Origin of the sequence: Streptomyces sp. NBC_01304, from assembly GCF_035975855.1 — a bacterium.
Taxonomy (GTDB): Bacteria; Actinomycetota; Actinomycetes; order Streptomycetales; family Streptomycetaceae; genus Streptomyces.
In genome coordinates this window covers 7807314-7822266 of sequence record NZ_CP109055.1, presented here as the reverse complement: position 1 = coordinate 7822266, position 14953 = coordinate 7807314, and the positions used below count along the sequence as shown (strand labels likewise).

17 protein-coding genes are annotated in these 14953 nt (G+C 71.6%); 8 read left to right on the top strand and 9 right to left on the bottom strand.

Annotated features, from left to right (window positions below; all coding sequences use genetic code 11):
* Positions 1–681: 681 nt before the first annotated feature.
* Together OG430_RS34780 and OG430_RS34775 are read right to left on the bottom strand one after the other, a co-directional pair.
* Positions 682–990 (bottom strand): antibiotic biosynthesis monooxygenase family protein, encoded by a 309-nt coding sequence (locus OG430_RS34780; RefSeq protein ID WP_327356615.1) that lies wholly within the window; start codon positions 988–990, stop codon positions 682–684.
* 109 nt (positions 991–1099) lie between these two features.
* On the bottom strand, positions 1100–2053 hold the full coding sequence (locus OG430_RS34775; protein ID WP_327356614.1) for a GlxA family transcriptional regulator: 954 nt from the start codon (positions 2051–2053) through the stop codon (positions 1100–1102).
* 222 nt (positions 2054–2275) lie between these two features.
* On the opposite strand from OG430_RS34775, the gene OG430_RS34770 reads away from it, so the two are divergent.
* Both OG430_RS34770 and OG430_RS34765 read left to right on the top strand, forming a co-directional pair.
* Entirely contained in the window at positions 2276–3010 is a 735-nt protein-coding gene (locus OG430_RS34770) for a DJ-1/PfpI family protein (RefSeq protein WP_327356613.1), read from the top strand.
* Positions 3011–3039: 29 nt separating this feature from the next.
* On the top strand, positions 3040–3552 hold the full coding sequence (locus OG430_RS34765) for a hypothetical protein (protein ID WP_327356612.1): 513 nt from the start codon (positions 3040–3042) through the stop codon (positions 3550–3552).
* On the opposite strand, the gene OG430_RS34760 is transcribed toward OG430_RS34765, so the two are convergent.
* Positions 3549–4517, bottom strand: coding sequence for an ArsR/SmtB family transcription factor (locus tag OG430_RS34760; RefSeq protein WP_327356611.1), 969 nt, complete (start codon positions 4515–4517; stop codon positions 3549–3551). The genes OG430_RS34765 and OG430_RS34760 overlap by 4 nt on opposite strands.
* An 80-nt stretch (positions 4518–4597) precedes the next feature.
* Here OG430_RS34760 and OG430_RS34755 point away from each other — a divergent pair, with 80 nt between their 5' ends.
* Positions 4598–6157 carry an MFS transporter gene (locus tag OG430_RS34755; protein ID WP_327356610.1) on the top strand — a complete coding sequence of 520 codons (1560 nt, stop codon included), beginning with the start codon at positions 4598–4600 and terminating at the stop codon, positions 6155–6157.
* On the top strand, positions 6154–7140 hold the full coding sequence (locus OG430_RS34750; RefSeq protein ID WP_327356609.1) for an asparaginase: 987 nt from the start codon (positions 6154–6156) through the stop codon (positions 7138–7140). Before OG430_RS34755 ends, OG430_RS34750 begins: the two co-directional genes overlap by 4 nt.
* A gap of 41 nt (positions 7141–7181) precedes the next feature.
* Here the strand turns inward: OG430_RS34750 and OG430_RS34745 are convergent, their stop codons facing one another.
* A complete protein-coding gene (locus tag OG430_RS34745; RefSeq protein WP_327356608.1) occupies positions 7182–7607 on the bottom strand; it encodes a dienelactone hydrolase family protein in 426 nt (141 codons plus the stop codon).
* On the opposite strand from OG430_RS34745, the gene OG430_RS34740 reads away from it, so the two are divergent.
* Positions 7606–8013 (top strand): dienelactone hydrolase family protein, encoded by a 408-nt coding sequence (locus OG430_RS34740; RefSeq protein ID WP_327356607.1) that lies wholly within the window; start codon positions 7606–7608, stop codon positions 8011–8013. The genes OG430_RS34745 and OG430_RS34740 overlap by 2 nt on opposite strands.
* On the opposite strand, the gene OG430_RS34735 is transcribed toward OG430_RS34740, so the two are convergent.
* Entirely contained in the window at positions 7997–8995 is a 999-nt protein-coding gene (locus OG430_RS34735) for a GlxA family transcriptional regulator (protein WP_327356606.1), read from the bottom strand. The two genes, OG430_RS34740 and OG430_RS34735, sit on opposite strands and share 17 nt — an antisense overlap.
* A 114-nt stretch (positions 8996–9109) precedes the next feature.
* On the opposite strand from OG430_RS34735, the gene OG430_RS34730 reads away from it, so the two are divergent.
* Positions 9110–9736 carry an MBL fold metallo-hydrolase gene (locus tag OG430_RS34730; RefSeq protein WP_327356605.1) on the top strand — a complete coding sequence of 209 codons (627 nt, stop codon included), beginning with the start codon at positions 9110–9112 and terminating at the stop codon, positions 9734–9736.
* A gap of 168 nt (positions 9737–9904) precedes the next feature.
* Here the strand turns inward: OG430_RS34730 and OG430_RS34725 are convergent, their stop codons facing one another.
* The gene (locus OG430_RS34725; RefSeq protein ID WP_442816608.1) at positions 9905–10927 is read right to left on the bottom strand and encodes a fibronectin type III domain-containing protein; all 1023 of its coding nucleotides are present in this window, start codon (positions 10925–10927) and stop codon (positions 9905–9907) included.
* Positions 10928–11095: 168 nt separating this feature from the next.
* Between OG430_RS34725 and OG430_RS34720 the strand changes: the two genes are divergently transcribed.
* Positions 11096–12277, top strand: a complete 1182-nt coding sequence (locus tag OG430_RS34720; RefSeq protein ID WP_327356603.1) for a winged helix DNA-binding domain-containing protein — start codon at positions 11096–11098, stop codon at positions 12275–12277.
* A gap of 195 nt (positions 12278–12472) precedes the next feature.
* Here the strand turns inward: OG430_RS34720 and OG430_RS34715 are convergent, their stop codons facing one another.
* Positions 12473–12757 (bottom strand): hypothetical protein, encoded by a 285-nt coding sequence (locus tag OG430_RS34715; RefSeq protein ID WP_327356602.1) that lies wholly within the window; start codon positions 12755–12757, stop codon positions 12473–12475.
* A gap of 172 nt (positions 12758–12929) precedes the next feature.
* Between OG430_RS34715 and OG430_RS34710 the strand changes: the two genes are divergently transcribed.
* Entirely contained in the window at positions 12930–13298 is a 369-nt protein-coding gene (locus OG430_RS34710; protein WP_327356601.1) for an arsenate reductase family protein, read from the top strand.
* 81 nt (positions 13299–13379) lie between these two features.
* Here OG430_RS34710 and OG430_RS34705 read toward each other — a convergent pair whose 3' ends face one another.
* Positions 13380–13856, bottom strand: a complete 477-nt coding sequence (locus tag OG430_RS34705) for a hypothetical protein (protein WP_327356600.1) — start codon at positions 13854–13856, stop codon at positions 13380–13382.
* Between the two features lie 82 nt (positions 13857–13938).
* A complete protein-coding gene (locus OG430_RS34700) occupies positions 13939–14844 on the bottom strand; it encodes a Gfo/Idh/MocA family protein (RefSeq protein ID WP_327356599.1) in 906 nt (301 codons plus the stop codon).
* Positions 14845–14953: the final 109 nt, after the last annotated feature.

Genomic DNA, 14953 nt, shown 5'->3' with positions numbered 1-14953 from the left:
GGGTTCGCCAACTGCTACACACACCACTCTGGCGACCTTGTGATCGAGTGGTGCTGCGGTGACACAGCAAAAGCCCTCTGCGCCAACCTCTTGTCTCACGGCTTCATCGACGGATTGCCGCGGGATAAGGCAATCGAGCTGATCTCCGCTCGTTCCGCACATTTCGGCGATCGCACAGTGATGCTGTGTCAGCGTGCGCAGTCCTGGGTGTCGTCGTGCGCTACGGACGAGATTTAGCGGTGCTTCGCCGCCTGGAGCGGCTGCTCGAAGGTTGCGATGAAGGTCAGCGAGTCGAGGTGTGCCGGATCCTCGCCGCCTCGTTGCATACACCTGGCGCAGCGGAGACTCAGGGCTCGCCATCACCCCAAAGTCCAGCGGCGGAGTGAGGCCCCAACCTCAGGGCTGGGAAGGAGGTCTCCGTGTGCACCTATTGTGCACCGACTCCTCCTCGATCCTAGGAAGCTTGCAGTTCAGGGACCTTTCCCATCTCTATTTCGACATCTAGACCGCAGGGGGGCGGGCGACCTGGGACGAGGTTCCGGGAAAACCTGCTGTGACTTGCGGCGAGCTTGTGCTGTTGAGGGCCGCCGTCCCGAACCCCGGGGCGGCGGCCCTCAACGTTCTTGTGCACAGTTCGTCAGGCCCTTTGCTGATCAGGGTTCGAGTGAGGGTGCCCGTCCGTCAGAGGCACTCGGCGACGACCTGGTAGAGGCCAGGGCTGGCGACGGCGATTTGTTCGGCCTGGGAAACAGACGCGAGCACGGTGGGGTTGGCGCCGGCGGCCTCGCAGGCTTCGGCGCTGTCCCAGTGTGCGATGTTGACCAGCTGGAATCGCGCGTCCGGCAGCAGCGCGCGGTGCAGCCGGACGTCGCGAAACCCAGGCGCCGCACTCATCAGGGCCACGCGTTCGCGCCATTGCTCGATGAATTCGTCGACTTGGTCGGCGGATATTTCGATGACGTTGATGAAAGTAACGGCCTGATCAGTCATAGGAGGATGGATTCCTTTTCTGTGATGACGCCCTGCCGGCGCTGTCTGCTCACTGCTGCACGGATCCCCTCAGGCGGAGGATCTCGTCCGGCAAGATCCGTCGGGACCGCTACGCGGAGGAGGTCGTGCGGAATCGCGCGCGGTACGTCGCGGGCGGTGCCCCGAGCACGCGCAGGAACACCCGCCGCATCGTCTCGTCCGTGCCGAACCCGCAGGTGCGGGCAATGGTGTTCACACCGGCGTCGCAGGATTCGAGCATCGCCTGCGCCGCCTCCACGCGGACGCGTTCCACGTACTGCCCGGGGGTGCCGCCGACTTCGCGGCGGAAGAGCCGGGTGAGGTGCCGTTCGCTGACGGCGAGCCGCTCGGCCATGGCGGCGAGGGTGTGGTTTCCGCCGGGGTCGGCCACCACGGCATCCAGTACCCGCCGCAGCCCGGCGTTGCGGGGCGGGGTCACCGCGCTGCGCACGCTGAACTGCGACTGGCCGCCGGGGCGTTGGAGGAAGACGACGAGATGCTTGGCCGCGGTACGCGCCACCTCGGGGCCGTGGTCCTCCTCGACCAGCGCCAGTGCCAGGTCGATGCCCGCCGTCACCCCAGCGGAGGTGATGACCGGCCCGTCACGTACGTAGATGGCGTCGGGCTGCACCCGCACCCGCGGGAAGCGTCTCGCGAGGGTTTCACACTCGGCCCAGTGCGTCGTGGCCCGCCGGCCGTCGAGCAGCCCGGCCTCCGCAAGGAGATACGCGCCGGTGCAGGCCGACGTCGTACGCCGCGCGCCCGTGCCGAGGCGGCGTACGTGCGCTACCAGCTCCGGCGGATGCCCGTGGCCTTTCATTGTCGGATAGCCCGGCACCATCACCGTGTCCACGGTCTCGGAGACGTCCTCCAGCGCCAGTTCGACCCCCAGCGGGATCCCCGTGTCGCTCACCACCGCACGCCCGGAGGGCGAGGCGAGCCGGACCCGGTAGCCGGTCCCGTGCAGGACCTGCACCGGACCGGCCACATCGAGCAGCACCACTCCGTCGCCCACGACCACGACCACATCGCTCTCGGTCTTCACGCTCCTCAGTCTCGGTGCCCGGCCGGTACGTCCTCAAGGACAAGCGGCCCACACATCCGGACATCCCCTTCCACCCGCCTCCGGCCCGAGGGGACAGTCATCTGGCCCGCGTTCCGCAGCCCGGAACCAGCGCATTCCTGACGCTGAATGCCGGCCAGTTCACTCCGCCACCCCCCCGGCACCGACCGACCTACCGACCTACCTACCCAAGGAGCACACGACATGCAGCGCCGACACGTTCTCCGTACGGGCGCCGCGGCCACGGCCGCGACCGCGCTCGGCCTCGGCACCTCCTCCACCGCCGCTTCTGCCACCGCCCCCGCCGTCGAGCAAAAGCGCGATCGCACCCGCGAACTGCGCGTGCACACAGTTCTGTTCGACGCGGTCGAGGAGCAGGACTTCGCGGGCCCCATCGAGGTGCTCGGCATCCTCGCGGACGCCGACAAGCGCCCGATCAAGCAGAGCTTCGTCACCGCCGACGGCCCCCGCACCGTACGGACGTCGTCCGGAATGCACATCGACGTACGCGACCCCTGGGCCCCTCAGGACGCGGACGTCCTGCTCGTGCCGGGCGGGGGCTACGGGAAGGGGTCGGGGGTCGATGACGAGATCAAGCGCGGCGTACTGCCGCGCGCACTGGCCAAGGCCGAGCGGCCCGGGCTGATCATGGGCGGGATATGCACCGGCGTCATGGTCATGTCGGCGGCGAAGATCACTCGTGGCAGGCCGTGCACGACGCATTTCGCCGCCCGCGAGGATCTCGCCAAGGAGGGCGGGAAGCTCACGTACGGGCGTGTCGTGGACGACGGGGACCTGATCACCTGCGGCGGCATCACCTCGGGCCTCGACCTGGCCCTCTGGCTCGCCGAGCGCCTCTACGGCCCACAGGCCGCGTTGCGCGTCGAGATGATCCTGGAGTACGAACGCCGGGGCACCGTCTGGCGCGCGAAGAGCTGACCGCGGCGGGCAAGATTTCAGGAGAAGGCATGTCCGACGACTACTTCGGGATCGAGGGCTACGAGCCCGCTTGGCAGTGCGGTGTGCGGGCGGTCTCCGCCACGCACGGCGTTCGGCTGGCCTCGCTCGTGGGGCGGACGCTGACGCGGGCCGCGCTGCTGTGGGACGTCGAGGACGACGAGTGGTTCGCGGACGCTCCTGTGGTGCTCGACTTCGAGGGTGAGCAGGTGGAGCTCCAGCATCAGAAGTTCGACGATCTGTCGCTCACCTGGGGCTCGGTCGACCCCGGTCGGCCGGTCCGGTTCCTGGACTTCGCCCTGCGTTGGCGTGACGATGCGGTCGCGGAGCTGGCCGCGCTGCAGGGGCAGCCGCTGTGTGAGGTCGAGCTTCTTGAGTGGCGGGGCCAGGACGCGGCGTACGAGATGGTCGCGGTCGGGTTTCGCTTTCCGCAGGGGCGGGTGACCGTGCAGAACGGGCTCGACGAGAACGACCTCTCCTTCGCTCCGCCCGAGCCCGAGTACCGGCGGCATGCCTTGGGCTAGGCGCCGGCCCCGTTCAGGAGTTCCTCCGCCACCCGCGTACGCGCGTACAGCACCACCCGCCCGGCCCGGTGGGCCGTCACCAGGCCGCTCGCGCGTAGTGCGGTGAGGTGTTGGGAGGTTCCGCCCGGAGTGAGGCCCGTTCTTCTGGCCAGGTCCGTCGTCGTGGCCGGGGCGGCGAGTTCGGTCAGGAGGCGGGCCCGGGAGCGGCCGAGGACGCCTGCCAGGGCCGGGGAGGCCGGAGACGGGCGGGTCTCCCACAGAGTGCCTATGCCGCGCGGTGGGTAACGCAGGACGGGCAGGTCGGCGGGGTCGGTGGTGGAGAAGACGCGGGGCCAGACGAAGGCCGAGGGGACCAGGATGAGGCCGCGGCCGGCGAGGGTGTGCACGCCTCGGACATAGCGGTGGGCGATCTGCAAGGTGCCGTCGTCCCAGCCCAGTTGGGGGTCCAGGTCGTCGAAGAGGAGGCGAGTGCCGCCCTCGGCGAAGCGGCGGGCGCGGTAGAGGATGTCGCTCTCGAGGAGGGTGCGGATACGGGGCCAGTACGGGGCCATCGCGATCTCCCAGTACGCCTCGATCAGGTCCGCGAGCTCGCCGAGTCTGCGGTCCGGGTCCGCGAGGATCGCGTCGACGCCGGGCCGGGCGTGGGGCGAGAGCGCACGCAGGAGCTCGCGGGGGGTGCGGCGCAGAGCCGTGAGTTCCACCTCGAGGGAGGGCCAGGGTGTGGTCGGCGGCGGGCAGATGAAGCCCGGGACGGAGGGGCTGGGCGGCGGGACCAGGGCGGCCAGGGGTGTCAGGTCCAGCTTCGCGGCGGCGATCCTGGCGCGTACCGGCTCGGCCCAGCGGCGGTGCAGGCCCTGTTCGTCCGCGCCGAGGAGCACGCGCAGGCCGGCCACGACTTCCCAGAGCGGGGAGATGGCGAAGCGCGTACGGGCCATGTCCTCGGCCGTGAATTCGAGCTCCAGCATCGTCGTACGCCTCCCCCGGTGGATTTAGTTGAGGCTAAATCATTGGTGAGACTTCGGGGCGGCCGGGCACCGTTCTCGCCATGCCCACGCAATCACCTTGGCGGATACGCGAGTTCCGTACCCTTTTCTCCGCTTCGGCGGTGAGCATGCTCGCCACGAACATCAGCTATCTGGCCATGCCGCTGATCGCGATCCTGGCGCTGGGCGCGGGTGCGGGTGAGGTGGGGCTGCTCGCCACCCTGAGCACGGTCGCGTTTCTGCTGATCGGGCTGCCGGCCGGGGCGTGGGTCGACCGGCTGCGGCAGCGCGAGGTGCTGATCGTGGCCGATGTGGTGCGGGGGCTGCTGCTCGCGTCCGTGCCCGTGGCGTGGTGGCTCGACGTTCTCACGCTCGGGCAGCTGTACGCGGTGACGCTGCTCAACGGTGCCGCGACCGTCTTCTTCGATGTGGCCTCGCAGAGCGTGCTGCCCCAAATCGTCGGCAGGGACGGCCTGGTGCCGGCCAATGCGGCGATGGTCGGCATGATGGCCGGGGGCAATGTGGCGGGCCGGGGCGTGGGCGGCGGCCTCGCGCAACTGCTCGGGGCACCGTTGGCGGTGGCGTGTGCGGCGGTTGGATATCTGCTGTCGGGGCTGCAGTTGACTCGGATGCGGCGGGGTGGGGGCGGCGGGGACGTGGGGGCTCGGGCAGCTGCGGATCCCGTCGCAGAAGCGACAACGGCTGCAGGTCCAAGCCCGGAAGCAACAACGGCTGCAGGTACGAGCACGGAAGCAACAACGGCTGCAAGTACGAGCACGGAAGCGGCAGCGGCTGTAGGTACGAGCACGGAGGCAACAGCGAGCCCCGCCACAGCCGCGGCAGTCACCCCCACCGCGACGCCGGCCGATGACCCGCCGCCCGCCGAAGCCGCGACCCGCCCCGATCCCCTCCACGCCCAGATAGCCGAAGGCCTCCGCCATGTTCTCGGCCATCGTGAGCTGCGTGCGCTCGCGTTCAGTGGGGCGCTGGGGAATCTGGGGATGAGCTTGGTCAACACCCTGTTGCCCGTGCTCTTCGCCCAGGAACTCGGGCTCTCTCCCGTCGCGTTGGGGCTGTTCTGGGGGGCCGGCGGGCTGGGGATCCTTCTCGGGGCCACCTGCGCGCGGGGCATCGCGGCGCGGCTCGGGTTCGGGCGGGCCATCGATCAGCTGGGGCTCTGGGTGGCGCCCGGCGGGCTGCTCGTGCCGCTGATCGACCGGGGGGCGGGGCTGTGGCTCGCCGGGGTGGGGTGGTTTCTGTTCACGTTCCGGACCGGGCTCAACAACGTGCTCGGCGTGAGCCTGCGCCAGCGGCTCACGCCCGCGGCCATGCTCGGCCGCATGAACGCCACCTTCCGCTTCCTGCTGATGGGCGCCCTGGCCATCGGCGCCGCGCTGGCGGGTCTGATCGGCGAGTACGTCTCGCTCGACGCGGCCCTGTGGACCGGCGGGGTCCTGCTCTGTGTGGCGTTCCTGCCGGTGACCCTGTCGCCGATCCGCCGGCGGCAGAGCCTCTCCGAGGCATACGCGGCCCCGCATGCTCCGCTCGCCCCGACGGGACGTACCGTGGCCGCGGCACATGAGGGACTCCAGGACCAGCGGCAGCGGAAGGCGGGCAAGTGAGCGTCGCACTCTTCACCCTCGGCGGGACCATCGCCATGGCGGGTACGTCAACGGGCGGTCCGGGCGGGCCCGTTGTGGCCCGCCTCACCGGGGCGGACCTGGTCGCCGCCGTCCCCGGGCTCGACACCCTCGGCGTTCCCCTGGAGGTGCAGGACGCGCAGGCCGTGCCCAGCGCGAACCTCACCTTCGCCCAACTGCTCGACCTGGTGGACGCGGCGGCGAAGGCGGTGGCCGCGGGTGCGCACGGCGTCGTCGTCACGCAGGGCACCGACACGATCGAGGAGTCCGCCTATCTCGTCGACCTGGTCTGGCCGCACCCGGAGCCCTTCGTGCTCACCGGCGCCATGCGCAACCCGACCCTCGCGGGCCCGGACGGTCCGGCCAATCTGCTGGCCGCCGCCCGCGTCGCCGCGTCGCCCGCCGCCCGTGAGCTGGGCGCGCTCGTCGTCCTCAACGACGAGGTGCACGCGGCCCGTTGGGTGCGCAAGGCCCACGCCACGAGCACCGGCGCCTTCGCCTCCCCCGACACCGGCCCGCTCGGCCACGTCATCGAGGGCGAGGTCCGCATCCTCACCCGCCCGCCGCGGCGCACGCCCCTGCGCACCGACCGGTCAAGGGCGCCGCGCGTGGCCCTGCACACCGTCACCCTCGACGACGACGCGGCACTGCTCCCGCGCCTTGCCGACACCCACCAGGGCCTGGTCGTGGCGGGCTTCGGCGTCGGCCACGTGCCCTCCGAACTCGCGCCGGTTCTGGGTGATTTGGCGACCCGGATGCCCGTCGTCCTCACCTCCCGCACCGGCGGCGGCTCGGTGCTCCGGCACACCTATGGGGCGATCGGCTCCGAGACCGACCTGCAGCGGCGCGGCCTGATCAACGGCGGGTTGCTCGACCCGTACAAGGCCCGGATCCTGCTGCGGCTGCTCCTGGCGAGCGGGGCGGGACGGGACGAGATCGCGGCCGCCTTCGCCGAACACGCCTGATTCTGGCGGCAGTTCGGGCCACGGCTCGGGTTGCCGTTCCCTCACCGGTTCAGGCGGCGGTTCAGGCGGCGATTCAGGCGGCGATTCATCAAGGCCGTCCACCCGCCCGGGCCCGCGTACCGCTCGGCGGTGGCGCGCGCGGCGGTGAGGTCTGCGATGACCTCGTCCCGCCGGAGCCCCTTCAGCAGGGCGAAGGCCCGGGCGCGGCTGTCCTCGTCGTAGCCGAAGGCGGCGCGGCGGTCGTGGCGCCAGTAGAAGTCGGGGGCGAGGGCGGCGTAGCCCTCGGCGGCCAGGCGCTCGCAGATCGCCTTCAGGTGGGCCGGAACGCCGAACATCTCGCCGCCCACGACGGCGCCGCGCGACGCACGGTCCTCGGGGAGTACGAGGTAGCCCTCGGGGCCCTCGTCGTCGGTGAGGCGTATCCACTCGACGGTGGTCGAGTGCGGTGCGGGCTGTGCTGCGGACATGGTGTGCCGGTCCCCCTGCGATCGGTCCTGCTGTCGTCGTCGCGCCGCGCGGGACTACGGCGGCCGGCTGCTCGACGGCGGCCTCCCGCTCGCCGACCCCGAACCGCCCGTCACCAAGGGCGCGGCCATCGCCAAGAACGCCGGCTTCCTGCTCGCCTTCTTCGGCGCGGACGACTTCGTGATGTCCCTCGACGAGTGGCACCGCATCGGCGATGCCTTCCGCTCCGCGGGAGTGGTGCACGAGCAGGTGACGTACGACGGCGTCGGTCACGGCTTCTTCAACGACGAGCGGCCCGAGACCTACGTCGCCGAAGCGGCCGGGGACGCGTGGCAGCGGACCCTCGCCGCGCTGGCCACGCACGTGCGCGACAGCGGTTCCGCCGGGCGCGTCAGCCGTTCTGCGTGACGTTCTGCGTGAAGGAACGCGTGAAGGAACGCGTGAAGGAACGCCGGTAGTCGCGCGGCGGTACTCCCCGGCGGAGCACGAACTGCCCGCGGAGTACCGCCGCGCTGCCGTAGCCGACCCGTCGGGCGATCTCCTCGACGCTCAAGTCCGTGCTCTCCAGGAGCTGTTCGGCCAGGTCGAGGCGCCCGGCCAGGAGCCAGGCGTGCGGGGTGGTGCCGGTCGCGGACTTGAAGCGGCGGGCGAAGGTGCGCGGGCTCATCAGGGCCCGCTCGGCCAGTTCGTCGACGGTGATGCGGCGGTCCAGGCGGGTGCGGGCCCAGGTGAGGACGGCGGAGATGCGTTCGTCGTCGGCGTCGGCGGGGACCGGTGTAGCAACGTACTGGAGCTGTCCGCCGTCGCGGTGCGGGGCGGTGACCAGGTCGCGGGCGATGTCATTGGCGGCACTCGCGCCCAGTTCGCGCCGGATCAGATACAGGCAGAGGTCGAGGCCGGCGGCGGCGCCCGCGCCGGTCACGACAGGACCCTCGTCGATGTAGAGCGCCTCGGGGCGCAGCCGTATCTCCGGGTGGCGGACGGCCAGTTCGGCGGCGAAGCGCCAGTGGGTCGTCGCCTCCCGGCCGTCGAGGAGTCCGGTCGCGGCGAGGGCGTAGACGCCGACGCAGTGGGCGGCCACCAGGGCGCCCCGCTCGTGCGCGGCGCGTATCGCCTCGACGGTGTCCGGCGGGGGTGCGTCGCGGAAGTCGAGGCCGGGCAGGAGCAGGACCAGATCGGCCTCGGCCAGCTTGTCCAGGCCGTGCTCCGCCTGCAGGGGCAGGCCCAGGTCGGTGCGGAGCGGGCCCGGCCGGTCGGCGCAGAGGGCGAAGTCGAAGGAGGGGCGCGCGAAGACCTCGTTGACGATGCCGAGGCCCAGGCCGGTGGCGCCCTGGGGGATGTACGCGGCGACCTTGCTGATGCGGCTGGGAGGGCCGGGAGGACTGGGCATCGGGCCACGATAGTTCGGCGCCGCACGCCCGTCCTCGTACGAGTGGCAGAAAACCCGCGATGAGCGGCAGATCCGCCACTTTCCGCATGATCGCTGCAGCGCGAGGCTTGAGCCATGACGAACACCGAGAACACCACCACCGCAGCCGACACCGACACCCCGCGCGGTCGTTCCGCCGTCCACCACGTCCTGGCCACCGGCTACACCGGCTCGACCGGCCCCGGCGTCGCTGCCACGATCTCCCTCGTGATCGACGGCGACGCCCGGATCGTCTTCGACCCGGGGATGGTGTCCCACCGGTCCGTGATCACCGACGCGCTCGGCGAACTCGGCCTGAAGACCGACGACATCACCGATGTGGTGCTCAGCCACCACCACCCGGACAACGTCATGAACGCGGGCCTGTTCACCTCGGCCCGCGTCCACGATCACAAGGCGATCTACGACGGCCACGGCTGGACCACCCGCGACGCCGAGGGCCACGAGTTCACGCCCTCGCTCCGGCTGCTCGAGACCCCCGGGCACAGCCACGAGGACATCACCCTCCTCGTCGGCACCGCCGACGGCCTGGTGGCCCTCGTCGGTGACCTGTGGTGGCGCGCGGACGGGCCCGCGGAGGACCCGGTGACGGTCGACCGCGAGCTGCACCGGGCAAGCAGGGAGCGGGTGTTGGGCCTTGCCGACGTGATCGTGCCGGGGCACGGGGCGCCGTTCGTGCCGGATGCGACGACGCCTCGCTGACGGCCAGGGCCCTTCTGACGGATCTCCGCGGCACAAGGAGCGGCGTTCGGTGCGTGCGATCGGCGTGCGGCGGAAAGGGTCATGTGGCGGAGCCACCTGTCCCTTTCCGCCGTGCGGCGAGCGTGCGTGCCGGGCGTCGCGACGCCGCGGAGATCCGTCAGAAGGGCCCTAGTCCCCGCCGGTGACGGCCGTCCGCTCCGCCGAGAACGCCCCCCAGTTGCCGTCGGGCAGCCGTGCCCGCAGCTTCACCCGGTACGTCTCCCCCGCCTCCCGCGTGATGAAGAAGCTGTGCTTCGCCCGGCCCTCGGGCGCGCCGGAGCCCCACATCAGGGTCGTGGTCTGGCGTCCGTTGAGATAGATCTCGTACGCGGACACGTCGCCGCCCGTCTTCGGCGGGTCCCAGGACAGGTCCAGGTAGTACGCGCCGTCGTCGTCGTGCGTGCGCACCTGGAGGTCGGCGGGGGCGGTGGAGCCGGTGGCGTTGTCGTCGGGGGCGGAGGCGGTGGTGAGGTCGACGGCCCCGCTGGGCTTCGAGGAGTTGTCGGCGGCGTCGCGGGCCTTGACCGTGAAGGTGTAGGCGGTGGCGGGGCGAAGTCCCGTGATCAGGGCGCCGGTTGCGGTGCCCTCGACGCTGTGGATCTTCGTGTCGCGCTGGTAGATGTCGTACGAAGTGATGTCCTTGGCGCTCTTGGAGGCGTCCCAGGTCAGGGTGGCGGCACGCGGCCCCGACGCCTTGGCGCGCAGCCGGGTGGGGGCGGCCGGCGGGGTGCGGTCCTCGGGGGCCGGGGGCCGCATGGTGACGGACACCGGGCTGCCGACGGGTGAGCGATTGCCCGCGGCGTCCTTGGCCCGGACGCTGAAGCGGTAAGTGGCCTTTGGCGTGAGGCCGTTGAGATCGACCATGTACTGGGTGGCGGCCGCCTTCTTGACCAGCTTGTTGCCGCGGTAGATCTCGTAGCCGGTGATGGCCACGTTGTCGGTGGCCTTGTTCCACATGACGTGGACCGAAGTCGCGCTGGAGGCCTGGACGGTGAGGCCGCGCGGGACCGAAGGGGGTTCGCCGTCACCGGAGCCGGATTCGCCGGCGCCGCATCCCGTGAGGGCGAGGAGGGCGGCGGTCAGCAGGGCGGCGAGCGTGGGGGTGCGTCGCACGGTGGGGCCCTTCCACGGAGCCGGGAATGGTCTAGACATTGATGGCATCAGGTATGGCACAGGTGACGGGTCCACTTCAAGAGGCGCGCACCCGAGAGGCGCGTGCTCAAGAGGCGCGTACCCGTGAGGCGCGTACCCGTGAGGCGCGCACTCAAGAGGCGCGTACGGTCCGGGGCGTTGTCAGTGGGCTGCGTCATCATGGCCGCCATGAGCAGCCTGCGCAGGACCATCGACCACGCCGAGCGCCGGGCCCGGCTCGGTCTGCGGCACCGGCTCGCGGGCGAGGCCCGGGCGGACCGCGCCGAGGAGGTGGCGCGCTCCCTGGTGGCGCTGCACGGGACGGATCCGGCGAGCGTGTACCTGGCCGTGGGGGCCCGTCTCGCGGGCGGGGGCGGGCCGGTGGCGGGGCTCGAGCGGGCGCTGTACGAGGACCGGTCGCTGGTGCGGATGCACGGCATGCGGCACACCGTCTTCGTGTTCCCGGCCGGGCTCGCACCGGTCGTGGAGGCCTCCACCGCGCGGGCCGTTGCCGTGCGGGAGCGGGCCTCGCTCATCAAGAACCTGCGGGCCGGGAGCTCCTTCGACGCGGACTGGCTGGCGTCGGTGGAGGCGGGGACGCTGGCCGCGCTCGCCGCGCGCGGGGAGGCCACCGCCAATGAACTGGCCGAGGACGAGCCCCGATTGCGCGAGCAGTTCGTGTACGCGCCGGGCAAGAGCTACGAGACGCGGCAGTCGGTCTCGTCCCGGCTCCTTCGCGTGCTCGGCACGGAGGGGCGGGTGGTGCGGGGGCGGCCGCTGGGCTCGTGGACGTCCAGCCAGTTCCGCTGGGCGGTGGCGCCCCCGATGCCCGAACTGCCGCTCGCCGAGGCCCAGTCGGAGCTGGTACGCCACTGGCTGGGCGCCTGCGGTCCGGCCACGGAGGCCGACCTGAAGTGGTGGACGGGCTGGAAGGTCAGCGACGTACGCAAGGCGCTGGCCGCGGTCGGCGCGGAAGACGTCGCCCTGGAGGACGGCGGTGTGGGCTTCGTCCTGCCCGGGGACGCGGAGCCGGTCGGCGAGCCGCCCGAGCCTTGGGCGGCGCTGCTTCCCGCGCTCGATCCGACGGCGATGGGATGGCAGGGGCGGGACTGGTACGTGGCGCCCGGGCTGCGGGCCACGCTGTTCGACCGCAGCGGCAACATCGGGCCCACGGTGTGGTGGGACGGCCAGGTCGTGGGTGGCTGGGCGCAGCGCGGCGACGGCGAGATCGTCTGGCGGGCGCTGACCGACGTGGGGACCGAGGCGCGCGCGGGCGTCGAGGCGGAGGCGGCGCGGCTCGCGGGGTGGATGGGGCAGGTGCGGTGCACACCTCGGTTCCGGACACCGCTGGAGCGGGAGCTTGCGGGGTAGCCCGGCGCACCCCACATCGCCGCACCCGGGCTCGCGGTTCGCGGTTCGCGGTTCGCACCAAGGACCGTGCCGCCGGGCCGGGTTGAGCCCTCACGGAACCCGGCCCGGCGGCACGGGGCCGCCTCAGCGGCGCCGACGCATCGCCGTCGTCAATGCGTCGCCGTCGCCGATGCGTCAGTCACCACCCGCACCGCGTCACCGGCTGTAGCGCATCAGCGCGCGCACCATGTGGCAGGTGATGTCCGACGGCGGATGTACGCCGACGAGCTCGGCGGTGGTGCGTATCTTGCGGTTGTCCGCCTGGTCCGCACGCCAGACCCCGGAGTCGAGCAGGGCGATGGCGAGGCGCATGGCCTTCAGCCGGCGGTTGTGGATGATGTACCACTCGCGCGGCCGGCCTGCGGGCAGCGGCTTCTTCACCAGCGGCATGTACGGCAGGTCGATCGGCAGCGGTTTCATCGTGAAGGTGGCAGCGGCCATAAGCATCCTCCTGGGGTGATCGAAGGCTGCGCGACCCCCACGCAACCCGTCTCGAACACTGCTTCTATTCTACTGCCCACCACTGACAAAAGCCGCTGGCCAGAAGGGCGTTGAGTGGTTTTCAGGAGGGGCGTGAGCGGCCCCTGAGGCGCCCGGGACCTACGCTTGCGACATGGAGATCTGGATCAACCCGGCCTGCTCGAAGTGCCGCAGCGCACTCACCCTCCTCGACGCGGAGGGCGCCGACTACACGGTGCGCCGCTACCTGGAGGACGTACCGACGAAGGACGAGATCCGGGACGTGCTGCGGCGCCTCGGGCTCGAGCCGTGGGACATCACCCGCACCCAGGAGGCCGACGCCAAGGCCCTCGACCTCAAGGACCGCGAGGCGTGGCCGCGCGACGCGAGCGGGCGTGAGCGGTGGATCGCGGCGCTCGCCGAGCATCCGAAGCTGATCCAGCGCCCGATCATCACGGCGGACGACGGCACGGCCGTGGTGGGGCGCACGGAGGAGGCGGTACGGGACGCGCTGGGCCGGTGAGGTCGGGGCGCGGGGACTGGGTTGCGGGGGTCGGGGCGCGGAGGCTGGGCCGCGGGGGTCGGATCGCGAGGGCCGACGCGCCTACTTGATCAGCGCGTTGGCCCCCGCGATCAGCAGCCCGATCGCCGCGTCCGCGCTGCCGATGGCCACGGCCGAGCGGCGCCGATAGCCCTGGGACAGCGCCGCGAAGGTGCCCCAGCCGAGCAGCAGGCCCGCGTTCAGGCTGAGCGCGATGGTGGTCACGTCGCTCTCGGGCCAGTCGAAGAACCCGGCCGCGACCAGGAGCAGCACGGTCGGCAGGCACGCCACGACCATGGGCCACTCGGCGACCAGGGTGCGGCACAGCTGTCGCCAGCGGTGCCCCGCCGAGCCCTGCTCGTGCGTGGACATGTGGTGGGCGTAGCCGTGCGCGAGGGCCGCCGTGCCGGCCGTGACCATGATCCAGGCGGCGTCGTAGTACGGGGTGTAGCCGCCGCCGTCGCGCTGCAGCGCGGCGAGCAGGGCGCTGGCCAGGACCGTGCCGTACACGCCCCCGAACAGCCAGTTCTCTTTACGCACGACGCTCCTCCCGGCCTTTTGGCAGTAGATGAAGCACCCCACGTTATGGGCCGGTACGGGCCCATTTGCTCATCAATAGGGCCTATTTACCCTGGCCGAAAGTACGAGACGCCTCCGCCAGGATCTCCGTCACGCGCAGCCCGAACCGGACGTCACAGGGATGCGGAACCCCGGTCCGTGCCGAAGTGAGGAGCGCGTCGATCGCCCGCCCGTAGGCGTCCAGCGGGCCCTCGCCCCACACCTCGGGCAGCGTCGCGACCCCGCTCTCGCCACGCAGTTCGACGCTCACCCCGCCCGCCTTCTCGGGGGCGGTGAGGCTGAGTGTCGCCACGCTGGAGGCGCCGGAGGCGTGGCGAAGGAGCAGGTGGGTGGTGTCCTCGGGGCCGCGGGCCGCCGTGACCTCGGTGACATCGCCGAGCACCGGCAGCAGCACGGACAGGGCGTGCGGCCCCACGTCCCACAGCGCACCCTTCTCGTGCCGCCAGGGCGAGGCGGCGTACGGGCTGCTCCCGCCGGGAGCGTAGATCGTGCCGAGCCACTGGGCGCTCGCGGTGAACCAGCCGTCCACGCCCGCCTGTTCGTCGATCCAGGGGGCCGCGGCGCTCGAGAAGCGCAGGGTGAAGAAGACCACGGAGGCGACCTCACCGGCCGCCTCGGCCACCTCGCGCGCACCCTCCACGGTCGTCGCCACGGGCTTGTCGAGCAGCAAATGGCAACCCGCGCGTGCGGCCCGTACGGCCAGCGGCGCCTGCACGTCCGGCGGCAGCGCGACCGCGACGGCGTCCACCTCGGCGAAGAGCTCGTCCACATCGGCGTACGCGCGCGTGCCCAGCGTCTGCGCCAGCTCCCCGGCCGCCTCGGGCCGGCGCCCCCACACCCCCGCGAGCTCGACGCCGGGGTGCGCGGCGAGGGCGGGGCCGTGCACGCGCTGGGCCCAGGGGCCGGTGCCGAGGAGTCCGATGCGCGGCTGTGCTGTCCGAGTAGTCATGGAAAACCATGATGGGGCACACCGCGTCCGGTGTTACGTTCGACTGCCGGCCGCGGGACTCCGGTGCGACTTCCGACTCTTGCCTGTACAGCAATGCATTCGCTGCTCG